10 protein-coding genes are annotated in these 9272 nt (G+C 69.2%); 9 read left to right on the top strand and 1 reads right to left on the bottom strand.

The features are described 5' to 3' along the window. Positions 1 to 119: 119 nt before the first annotated feature. The 9 genes from HR086_RS40975 (at position 120) to HR086_RS40935 (ending at position 8864) form a co-directional block, all read left to right on the top strand. On the top strand, positions 120 to 1109 hold the full coding sequence (locus tag HR086_RS40975) for a MoxR family ATPase (RefSeq protein WP_141648836.1): 990 nt from the start codon (positions 120 to 122) through the stop codon (positions 1107 to 1109). A gap of 18 nt (positions 1110 to 1127) precedes the next feature. Next, on the top strand, positions 1128 to 2009 hold the full coding sequence (locus HR086_RS40970) for a DUF58 domain-containing protein (RefSeq protein ID WP_141648835.1): 882 nt from the start codon (positions 1128 to 1130) through the stop codon (positions 2007 to 2009). Further along, complete coding sequence (locus HR086_RS40965; protein WP_141648834.1) at positions 2006 to 3004, top strand: BatD family protein; 999 nt, start codon at positions 2006 to 2008, stop codon at positions 3002 to 3004. Before HR086_RS40970 ends, HR086_RS40965 begins: the two co-directional genes overlap by 4 nt. After that, a complete protein-coding gene (locus HR086_RS40960; protein ID WP_141648833.1) occupies positions 2979 to 3989 on the top strand; it encodes a VWA domain-containing protein in 1011 nt (336 codons plus the stop codon). The genes HR086_RS40965 and HR086_RS40960 overlap by 26 nt, the downstream gene beginning before the upstream one ends. Continuing rightward, the gene (locus tag HR086_RS40955) at positions 3986 to 5047 is read left to right on the top strand and encodes a VWA domain-containing protein (protein WP_141648832.1); all 1062 of its coding nucleotides are present in this window, start codon (positions 3986 to 3988) and stop codon (positions 5045 to 5047) included. The genes HR086_RS40960 and HR086_RS40955 overlap by 4 nt, the downstream gene beginning before the upstream one ends. Then, positions 5044 to 5844, top strand: a complete 801-nt coding sequence (locus HR086_RS40950) for a tetratricopeptide repeat protein (RefSeq protein WP_174468330.1) — start codon at positions 5044 to 5046, stop codon at positions 5842 to 5844. The genes HR086_RS40955 and HR086_RS40950 overlap by 4 nt, the downstream gene beginning before the upstream one ends. Continuing rightward, positions 5828 to 7690: a BatD family protein gene (locus HR086_RS40945; RefSeq protein ID WP_174461509.1), complete on the top strand. Its 1863-nt coding sequence runs from the start codon at positions 5828 to 5830 to the stop codon at positions 7688 to 7690. The genes HR086_RS40950 and HR086_RS40945 overlap by 17 nt, the downstream gene beginning before the upstream one ends. Further along, the gene (locus HR086_RS40940; RefSeq protein ID WP_174461508.1) at positions 7687 to 8397 is read left to right on the top strand and encodes an SH3 domain-containing protein; all 711 of its coding nucleotides are present in this window, start codon (positions 7687 to 7689) and stop codon (positions 8395 to 8397) included. The genes HR086_RS40945 and HR086_RS40940 overlap by 4 nt, the downstream gene beginning before the upstream one ends. Positions 8398 to 8495: 98 nt before the next feature. Continuing rightward, positions 8496 to 8864, top strand: a complete 369-nt coding sequence (locus tag HR086_RS40935; protein WP_141648829.1) for a hypothetical protein — start codon at positions 8496 to 8498, stop codon at positions 8862 to 8864. A 12-nt stretch (positions 8865 to 8876) separates the two neighbouring features. Here HR086_RS40935 and HR086_RS40930 read toward each other — a convergent pair. Next, on the bottom strand, positions 8877 to 9272 hold a 396-nt coding region (locus HR086_RS40930; RefSeq protein WP_373564414.1), incomplete at its 5' end, for a tetratricopeptide repeat protein.

Raw genomic sequence — 9272 nt, 5'->3', positions numbered from 1 at the left:
GGGGTGGAGCCCTCCGGGGGGCCGACTCGGAACTTACTGGAATGCCCGCCCTTCTGCGGTGTTGAGCCCGATACCCGGTCAACCCTAGGCTGCCCGCCGCCAGTCCTTACCGAGGCGTCATGAACACGGACATCCGCGCGCTAAACGAACGCGTGCAGCAGGAAAGCAGCTTCGTCGAGGTCCTCAACCAGGAAACCGGCAAGGTCATCGTCGGCCAGCGCTACATGCTGGAGCGCATCCTCATCGGCTTCTTGTGCAATGGCCACGTGCTGCTGGAAGGCGTGCCCGGTCTCGCCAAGACGCTCACCGTGCGCACCGTGGCGGACGCGCTCAGCGCCAGCTTCATGCGCATCCAGTTCACCCCGGACCTGCTGCCCGCCGACGTGGTGGGCACGATGATCTACAACCAGCAGGCGGCGAACTTCACCGTCCGCAAGGGTCCCATCTTCGCCAACATCGTCCTCGCCGACGAAATCAACCGCGCGCCCGCCAAGGTGCAGTCCGCCCTGCTGGAGGCCATGGCCGAGCGACAGGTGACGATTGGCGACCAGACCTTCGGGCTGCCCTCGCCCTTCCTCGTCCTCGCCACGCAGAACCCCATCGAGCAGGAGGGCACGTATCCGCTGCCCGAAGCGCAGGTGGACCGCTTCATGCTCAAGGTGAAGGTGGGCTACCCCACGCGCGACGAAGAGAAGGTCATCATGGACCGCATGTCCGGTGGCACGACTCCGCGCGCGCAGAAGGTCATCGCGGTGGAGCACCTGATCCGCGCCCGCGAGCTCGTCCACCAAATCTACATGGACGAGAAGGTGAAGGAGTACATCCTCAACGTGGTGTTCGCCACGCGCGAGCCCGGCAAGTACGGCCTCAAGGACCTGGCGGACTACATCCAGTTCGGCGCCTCACCGCGTGCCACCATCTCCCTGGCGCAGGCCGCGCGCGCACATGCCTTCCTGCGCCACCGGGGCTTCGTGACGCCCGAGGACGTCAAGGCCATCGCCTTCGACGTGCTCCGCCACCGCATCGCCATGACGTACGAGGCGGAGGCCGAGGACCTCACCCCGGAGAAAATCATCCAGCGCGTGTTTGATCGCGTCGAAGTTCCCTGACCGCCCGACGAGCGACCCGTGCTGCCCAAGGACCTCATCCGCCGCATCCGCAAGCTGGAGATTCGCACCCGCAAGGTGGTCTCCGACATGCTCGCGGGCCAGTACCACTCGGTCTTCAAGGGCCGGGGCATGGCCTTCTCCGAGGTGCGGCAGTACCAGCCCGGGGATGAGATTCGCATCATCGACTGGAACGTCACCGCGCGCATGAACGAGGCCTACGTCAAGGTCTTCACCGAGGAGCGCGAGCTGACGGTGATGCTCCTCGTGGACGTGTCGGCCTCCAAGGAGTTCGGCTCGCGCGAGCGCACCAAGTCGGAAATCGCCGCCGAGGTCGCCGCGCAGATTGCCTTCAGCGCCATCGCCAATAATGACCGGGTGGGGCTCATCCTCTTCTCGGACAGGGTGGAGAAGGTGGTGCCGCCGCGCAAAGGCCGCACCCATGTACTGCGCCTGGTGAGCGACATCCTCACCTTCCAGCCGGTGGGCAAGGGCACGGACCTGGCGACGGGCCTGACGTACCTGACGCAGGTGGCGAAGCGGAAGGCCGTCACCTTCCTCGTTTCCGACTTCCAGGCGCGCGATTTCGAGAAGCCGCTGCGACTGGTGGGGCGCAAGCACGACCTCGTCCCGGTGGTGGTGGAGGACCCGCTGGAAGAGGCCTTCCCGCGCCTGGGGCTGGTGGAGATGGAGGACCCGGAGACGGGAGACCGCTTCGTCGTGGACACGAGCGACCCGGGCGTGCGCGGACGCTATGCCCGGGCGATGCAGGGCGCGCGCGACGAGCGCCGCAAGCTCTTCAAGAAGCTGGAGTTGGACCACGTGGAGCTGCGGGCCGGAGATGACCACGGCAAGGCGCTCGCGCAGTTCTTCCGCGCGCGGGCCCGGAGGATGGCGGCATGAGCCGGTGCATGGTCCTGCTCGCGGTGCTGCTGTGTCTGGGGACGCTTCCGGCGGGGGCGAAGTCCCAGCCGAATCCCCCGGGCGTGCCCGCGCACGAGGTGACGCAGCCCCTGGACGTGTCGGTGCGCGTGGAGCCGCAGCAGGTGCGCATCGGCGACCCGTTCACCTACCACGTGGTGCTCACGCATCCGAAGGACCACCGCTACGAACTGGCGGTGCCCAAGGAGACGGGCGACTTCGAGTTCCTGGACCAGACGCGTCAGCGCCATGACGGGCCCGACTCGGCCACCACGACGTTCGCGGTGCGCCTGTCCGCCTTCGCGCTGGGCACGGTGCAGGTGCCGCCGCTCGAGTTCGACGTGGCGACGCCGGAGGGGCCGCGTCACTACTCGCTGCCAGGTCGCGAGGTGGAGGTGGCCGCCACGCTGCCCCCGGACGCCGAGGGCAAGGGCGCGGACCTGTTCGACATCCAGCCGCCGCAGGAAGTGCCCATCCGCTCGTGGCGGCTGGTGCTGACGCTGCTGGGCGTGCTCGCCGCGGGCCTGCTGGCCTGGGCGCTCGTGCGCTGGTGGAAGAACCGCCCCAAGCACGTGAACCTGCCGCCGCCCCTGCCGTTGGACGTGCGCACGCGCAAGGCGCTGGACTCGCTCAAGGCGGAGAACCTCCCGGGGCGTGGCCACGTGAAGGACTACTATTTCCGCCTGTCCGAAATCGTCCGAGGGTATCTGGGCGAGCGCTATGGCTTCGAGGCGCTGGAGTGCACCAGCTCGGAGCTGATGACCGCGCTGCGCCGCCTGTCGCCGCTCGGGCTTCCCGAGGACAAGCTGATGCGCTTCGTGTCCGAGTCGGACATGGTGAAGTACGCCCGGGCGGATGCGTCGCCCGAGAGCTGCCGAGACGCGCTGCTGTTCGGCTACGAACTCATCGACAAGACCTACGTTCCGCCCCCGCCGCCTCAGGCTCCCGCCAATGCCGCCGCTCCCCGCGTTCAATAACCCCGAGGCGCTCTGGGGACTGCTGCTCGTGCCGCTCCTGCTGGTGCAGGCCTGGCGGGAGCGTCGCGCTCGCGCGCCCCTCCGCTTCTCCGCGGCGAACGTGTTCGCCCGAAGTGGCAAGGGCCTGCGCACGTACATGTTGCCGCTCTTGCCGCTGTTGCGCGCGGTGGCCGTCGCGGCGGCGGTGTTCGCCATCGCCCGGCCCCAGGTGCGCGACTCTCGCGTGCGCGACTTGTCGGTGGAGGGCATCGACATCGTGGTGGCGTTGGACCTGTCCACCTCCATGGAGGCGGGCGACTTCCGGCCGCAGAACCGCCTGCACGTGGCCAAGGAAGTGCTCAGCGAGTTCATCGCCAACCGGGTGAATGACCGCATCGGCCTGGTCGTCTTCGCGGGCGCGGCGTACACGCAGGCGCCGCTGACGCTGGACTACGGCGTGCTGAAGGAAGTCATCAAGCAGCTGCGCACCCGCGTGCTGGAGGACGGCACCGCCATCGGTGACGCGCTCGCCACGTCGCTCAACCGCCTGCGGGACTCGGAGGCGAAGAGTCGCGTCGTTGTGCTGATTACCGACGGCGACAACAACGCGGGGAAGCTGTCCCCCATCGACTCCGCGCACATGGCGGAGGCGCTCCACGTGCCCATCTACACCATCCTCGTGGGCAAGGGCGGCAAGGTGCCCTTCCCGCAGGGAACGGACCTGTTCGGCAACACCGTGTGGCGCGAGACGGAGATTCCCATCAACCCGGAGCTGATGCAGGACATCGCGGACCGCACGGGCGGCGAGTACTACCGCGCCACGGACCCCGAGGGCCTGCGCCGGGGACTCCAGAAGGTGCTCGACTCGCTGGAGCGCTCCAAGCTGATGGAGGGAGGCGCCTCCGCGACGTACCGCGAGGAGTTCCATCCGTTCCTGCTGGCCGCCTTTGGTCTCGTCGCGCTGGAGCTGCTCCTGCGCGCGACCTTCCTGAGGGTCTTCCCGTGACGCCCGTGGAACCCTGGCGCTTCACCGTGCTCGGCTATCAGGCGGGTATCGCCCAGCCGTTGTTCCTGGGGCTCGTGCTGGTGGGCGTGCTGCTGGGATTGCTCGCGCTCACGCTGTCGCTGAGGCGCCGCTCCCGCGTGCGCGCGGTGCTGCATGAGCGGCACGCCGAGCGCTTCACGCCGGGCATCTCCGTGTGGCGTCCGGCCACGCAGGGCAGCCTGTATGGCCTGGGGCTGGCGCTGTTCGGCTTCGCGTTGGCGCAGCCGCAGTGTGGCACCAAGAGCGAGCTGACGAAGCGGCGCGGCATCGACGTGGTGGTGGCGCTGGATGCGTCCAAGTCCATGCTCGCGCGCGACGTGCAGCCCAGCCGACTGGAGCGAGCCAAGCTGGAGCTGACGACGCTCCTGGACGAGCTGAAGGGCGACCGCGTGGGCCTGGTCGTCTTCGCGGGGGATGCATTCATCCAGTCTCCGCTGACGTCGGACTACTCGGCGGTGAAGCTGTTCCTGCGCGCGGTGGACCCGGAGGTCATGCCCCAGGGGGGCACCAACGTGGGCGCGGCGTTGCGGCTCGCCCATCAGGTGCTCGAGAACGCGGACCGCGGCTCGAAGGAGCGCGTGGTCGTGCTGTTGTCGGATGGCGAGGACCTGGTCGGCGACGTGGGCGAGGCCACCGACGCGCTGAAGGAAGCGGGCGTCCAAGTGCTGGCGGTGGGCGTGGGCTCCGAGGCTGGCGAGCCCATTCCCGTCTATGACCGGCGCGGCGAGTTCGTGGACTACAAGAAGGACTCGGCCGGAGACACGGTGATTACGCGCCTGGACCGCGCGGGGCTGACGGCCATCGCGGAGGCCACCGGTGGGGCCTTCTTCTTCCAACCGCGCGGCGTGGCGATGAGCCAGGTGGTGGAGCGCATCGACCAGATGCAGAAGAGCGAACTCGAGAGTCGGGTGACGGTCCGCTACGACGAGCGCTTCCAGTCCTTCGCGATTCCCGGACTGGTGCTGCTCGTGCTGGGGATGATGTTGCTGCCGTCCACGCGCAGGAGGTCGTCGCCATGAGCGCGAGCCTCGAGACACGACGACGTCGCGGCGCGCGACTGCTGGCTTGTGTGGCGTGCCTCGTGCTGCCGCTGTCGGCGCTCGGCGCGGGGCCGCTGGAGAGGGACCATCCACGGGTCCAACAGGGACGCGAGGCGTACCTGGCGGGCCGCTACGAGGATGCGCTGAAGGCGTTCGAGGACGCGAAGAAGGAGCGTCCCAATGACCCGGCGGTGGACTTCAATCGGGGCGACGCGCTGGCGAAGCTGGGCCGGGTGAAGGACGCACAGGAGGTCTTCCGCGGGGTGACGGAGTCCAACCGTCCCGACCTGCGACAGAAGGCCTGGTACAACCTGGGCAACCTCGCCGCGACGACGGGGGACCGGGTGGAGGCGCTGAAGTCCTACCGACGCGCGCTGACCCTGGACCCGCAGGACGTGCAGGCCCGGCACAACTACGAAGTGGTGCTGCGAAACCTTCCTCCGCCGCAGGACAACTCGGCGGATGGCGGCTCGGATGGTGGGGACGGCGGTCAGGAGGGTCCTCCGCAGAAGGGTGATGGCGGCAGCGACGGTGGCTCCGACGGCGGTCAGGATGAGGGCGAGGGCGACCCGAACGACGGCGGGACGGATGGGGGCAGCGAGTCGGAGGGTGACGCGGAAGATTCGCGCTCGGATGGTGGAGTGAGTCCATCGGAGCTGGACCGGCAGGAGGCGGAGCGCCTGCTGGATGCGATGAAGCAGAACGAGAAGAATCTCCAGCTCTGGCGTTTCCAGCAGAAGAAGAAGCAGAGGAAGGCCAATGAGAAGGACTGGTAGCAGCGGCCCCGTGGCGGTGCTCGTCGGGCTGGCCCTGCTGGCCTCGGCGCCGGCATGGGCGGCGGGCCTCGAGTTCTACCAGACGGTGAACCGCGAGGAGGTGGGCAGCGAGGACACCTTCCTGCTCACGGTGGTGACGGTGGATGCGCCCGCCGACGCCAAGGTGAAGCTGCCGCGGTCGGACGACTTCGAGGTCGTCAACAGCTCACGCAGCACGCAGCGCTCCGTCTCCTGGTCCGGCGGCGGGCCCGCCAACATCCAGGACGTCACCAAGTACGTGATGGTGATGCGGGCCAATCGCGCGGGGAAGCTGACGATTCCTCCGTCGGAGATGACGACCGCGGGCAAGACGCACCGCACGGACTCCGTGCAGATTGACGTGAAGCCGGGACGGCTGGGGCCTCCACCCGCGCAGTCCGGGCGGCAGCAGCGACTGCCGGACCCGTTCGCGAGCATGCCCTCGCGCCTGCCAGACCCGTTCGCGGATGAGCCGGAGGACGAGCCCACGATTCCCCGGGGAGACTCGGACCTGTTCCTGCGCTCGAGCCTGGACCGGGACGAAATCTTCGTGGGCGAGCAGGTGACGCTGTCGCTCTACATCTACTCGCGCGTGGACCTGTCCAGCGTGGATGCCGTCACCATGCCCAAGCTGGAGGGCTTCTGGACGGAGGAGGTGGAGAGCCCCACGCAGCTGTCCGGTGAGCAGAAGGTCGTCGACGGCGTCCCGTACCGGGCCTATCTGCTGCGCCGTCGCGCGCTCTTCCCGGTGAAGGCCGGCACGCTGTCCATCTCCGCGGCGGAGGCGGACATCACCACGGGCTTCCTCTTCGCGGGCCACCGCGTGCACCGCGTGTCCAACGGGCTCAAGGTGAAGGTGGCGCCCCTGCCGCCCGGTGCGCCGCAGGGCATGTCCAATGCGAACGTGGGCGCCTGGCGGCTGTCCGTGGACGTGTCGCAGACGCGCGTGGAGCTGGGACAGCCCATCACGGTGAAGGTCATCCTGGAGGGCTCCGGCAACGTGAAGAACGTCAACCCGCCGAAGCTCACCGGGCCCTCCGCGCTGAAAATCTATGACCCCACGACGACGGACAAGGTGGCGCCGCAGCGCAACCGGGTCCAGGGTCGGCGCGTGGTGGAGTACCTGGTGATGCCGCAGCGCACGGGCACCTTCACGTTGCCCGCGCTGGAGTTTCCCTTCTTCGATGCACGCGCGCGCTCCTACGAGGTCTCGCGCACGGACCCCATCACCCTCACGGTGGAGCCCGCGGCGGGCAGCACGGCGCTGCCGCCCACGTCGTCCGCGCATGTGGCGGACTCGGCCAACGAGCAGAAGAACGTGCTGACGTCCGGTGGGCTGCGGCCGGTGCGCTACCAGGCGCGCTTCGTCGCGCCGTCCGAGCCACCGTGGAAGCGGAGCTTCTTCGTGCCGCTGGTGCTGGCCCCGCTGGGGCTGCTCGCGGGTGCGGCGCTCCTGGGCGGCGTGCGAGGCCGCATGGCGACGCGCACCGAGGCGGACAAGGGGCGTCAGCAGGCGAAGGCCGCGCGCAAGCGACTGGTGGAAGCGGAGAAGCTCCAGGCCGGCGCCGACGCGGGGGCCTTCTACACCGAGGTGGAGAAGGCGCTGCATGGCTTCCTGGGCGCGCGGCTGGGCGGCCCGGTGATTGGCCTCACTCGCGAGGCCATTGGCGAGCGCATGACGGCGGCGGGCGTGGCGCAGGAGCGACGTGCCCGGGTGCTGTACGTGCTGGAGGCCTGTGACTTGGGCCGCTATGGCGGTGGAGGTGATGCCGCCGCGCGACAGAAGGTGATGGATGCCGCGGTCGCGGCCATGGAGGGCTGGGCGTGAGCGGGTACTACTCGCCTGAAGAGGCGCAGGACGTCTTCCTGAAGGCCAACGAGGCCTACGCGCGCGAGGACTACGCGGCGGCGCAGGATGGCTACGAGAAGCTCCTCTCGCATGGCCATGGCGGCGCGGACGTCCTCTACAACCTGGGCACGACGCATCTGGCGCGGGGAGACCTGGGCCGCGCGGTGCTCTCGCTGGAGCAGGCGAAGAAGCAGGGCGGCCGCGCGCCGGACCTGGAGGCCAACCTGGCCGTGGCGCGCGCGCGACAGGTGGACAAGGTGGTGGGCGCCACGGCGGAGGAGGAGTTCCTTCCGCGCGTGACGGCGGCCACGGACGGCACCGTGGTGGCGTGGACCTTTCTGGGCACGTGGGTGGCCACGCTGCTGCTCCTGCTGGTGTGGCGGTGGCTGAAGCCGGGACGCCGCACGGGCCTGGGCATCGTCGCCGCGCTGCTGTTCACCGTGGCGGTGCCCACGGGCGCGCTGCTGGCCGCGCATGCGTGGGTGGACGAGACGGTGCACGAGGCCGTGGTGCTGTCGCCCACGCTGGTGGCTCGGGAGCTGCCGCAGCCTGGCGCCCGCTCCATCTTCGAGGTGCATGCGGGCCTCAAGGTGCGGCTCCTGGAGGAGACGGGCCGCTTCGTGCGCATCCGTCTGCCCAACGGACTGGAAGGCTGGGCCGAGCGCGAGGGCGTGGCGGAAATCTGAGCGTTCCGGCACGCCGGGACGAAACCTGGAAGCGCGCGTGACGCCGGGGGTAGACTCTCTGTAAGGGATGGCGGGTTTTCCTTGGAGGTCTCAGCCCCGTGTTCGAAGTCGAGGCCCTTGTCGGGAAGAACCGACTGGTGGTGCGCATCTGGGGTGACATCGCCAGGGAAGAGGCCCAGCGCGTCGGCGACGCGGCGGTGCGGGCCATCGAGCGGTTGCGCCCGCGGTTCGACCTGCTGTCGGACATGAAGGGCGTGACGTCGTTGGACGCCGAGGCCACGGTGCAACTGCGGCGCATCATGGAGGCCGCGAAGGTCCGGGGTTTCCGTCGCGTGGTGCGGGTGGTGGGCCGCTCCGTCGACACGGCGCTCGTCTTCGAGCGCACCAGTCGTGAGCTGGGCTACGACGCGCACCTCGCCTTCTCGTTGGAAGAGGCGGAGCGCCTGTTGGACAGCGGCAGTCCTTGAGTGCCGGGCCGCTCAGCTTCGCTTGCCGGTGAGGCGGGCGAAGAGTCCGGGCTTGCGCTCCTTGCCCTGGCCAGCGGAGGCCGCGGACAGCGCGGCGACCTTCAGGAGATTCTGCTGGAAGACGGTGTTGCCCGGCTCCAGCTCCACCGCGCGCTCCAGCAGTCGGGCCGCTCGGACGTAGTCCTTGCGCTGGTGGACGAGGATGAGGGCCAGCTTGCTGTGGAGCGCGGCGGCTTCGGGGGCACGGTCGATGCCCTTCGTGAGAACCTCGATGGCGCGGTCCACATTGCCTCCGCGCTCCAGTCGCACCGCGCGCTGGAGGAAGTCTTCCGGCGTCTGGGTGGTGGACACCGGAGCGGGCGCGTCCAGGGGCATGGTGGGGCGCATGGGGCGCGGTGCGCGCTCCGG

Source organism: Myxococcus sp. CA039A, assembly GCF_013336645.1.
Taxonomy (GTDB): Bacteria; Myxococcota; Myxococcia; order Myxococcales; family Myxococcaceae; genus Myxococcus; species Myxococcus llanfairpwllgwyngyllgogerychwyrndrobwllllantysiliogogogochensis.
The sequence above is the reverse complement of the archived record's forward strand: the minus strand, read 5'-3'. Positions and strand labels throughout refer to the sequence as shown.